Source organism: Streptomyces sp. NRRL B-24085 (assembly GCF_001282115.1).
In the GTDB taxonomy this organism is placed as follows: Bacteria; Actinomycetota; Actinomycetes; order Streptomycetales; family Streptomycetaceae; genus Streptomyces.
On the sequence record NZ_LJBR01000232.1, the window covers coordinates 1 to 1,124 of the forward strand.

Annotated in this window: 2 protein-coding genes; one reads left to right on the forward strand and one right to left on the reverse strand. The window is 75.4% G+C overall.

What is annotated here, in order from left to right:
- Positions 1-571: glutamate racemase (locus AOJ26_RS24305; RefSeq protein WP_053850477.1), on the reverse strand; the 571-nt coding region annotated here is incomplete at its 3' end.
- 39 nt (positions 572-610) lie between these two features.
- Here AOJ26_RS24305 and AOJ26_RS24310 point away from each other — a divergent pair.
- The coding region (locus AOJ26_RS24310; protein WP_159044382.1) for a glycosyltransferase at positions 611-1,124 on the forward strand (514 nt) is incomplete at its 3' end.

Consider the following 1,124-nt stretch of genomic DNA (forward strand, 5'->3'; position numbering starts at 1 on the left):
CGGCGGCGCGGATCCGCTCGGCGACGAGTTCGTAGTGGGTGCAGCCCAGGACGACGGTCGTGACGTCCTCGGGGGTGAGGGCGGCGGCCGCGGCGACGGCGGCGTCGACGGCCGCCTCGTCGGCGTGCTCCACCGCCTCGGCGAGGCCGTGGCAGGGCACCTCGGTGGCCTGCACCCCGTCGGCGAACTCCGCGAGGAGTCCGCGCTGGTACGGGCTGCCGGTGGTGGCGGGGGTCGCCCAGATGGCGAAGGGCCCTCCGGCCGCCGCGGCGGGCTTGATCGCGGGCACGGTGCCGATGACCGGCAGGTCCGGTTCGAGGCGGGCCCGCAGGGCGGTCAGGGCATGCACGGTGGCGGTGTTGCAGCCGATGATCAGGGCCTCGGGACCGTGGGCGGCGGCGGCCTCGGCGAGATCCAGGGCGCGCCCGGCGATGTCGTCCGGTGTGCGGGGCCCCCAGGGCATGCCGTCGGGGTCGAGGGAGAGCACGAGATCGGCGTCGGGGCGCAGTCGCCGTACCGCGGCGGTCGCCGCCAGCAGACCGATTCCGGAGTCCAAGAGCGCGATCTTCACCCGGCCACGATAGACGATGAGCCTTCGGGGACCGGTTCGGTGGGGCAGACTGCGCGCGTGAGCGCCATCGCGTGGACCGCCGCCGTGTCCCTTGCCGCCTGGTTGTGGCTGCTGCTCTGCCAGGGTTTCTTCTGGCGCACGGACGTGCGCCTGCCGCCGGAGCGGGATCCGGGGTCCTGGCCCTTCGTGGCGGTGGTGGTGCCGGCCCGTGACGAGGCCGAGGTGCTGCCCGCGAGCCTTCCCTCCCTCCTGGCCCAGGACTACCCGGGGCGGGCGGAGGTCTTCCTCGTCGACGACGGCAGCACGGACGGCACCGGAGAGCTGGCGCGCGAACTGGCGCGCCGGCACGGCGGGCTGCCGCTGACCGTGTCCTCGCCGGGTGAGCCGCCGGCGGGCTGGACGGGCAAGCTGTGGGCCGTACGCCACGGTGTCGGTCTGGCACGCGCGCGTGGGCCCGAGTACCTGCTGCTGACGGACGCGGACATCGCCCACGGTCCGGACAGCCTGCGGCGGCTGGTGGCCGCCGCGCACGCCGGGGGCTTCGACGTCGTCT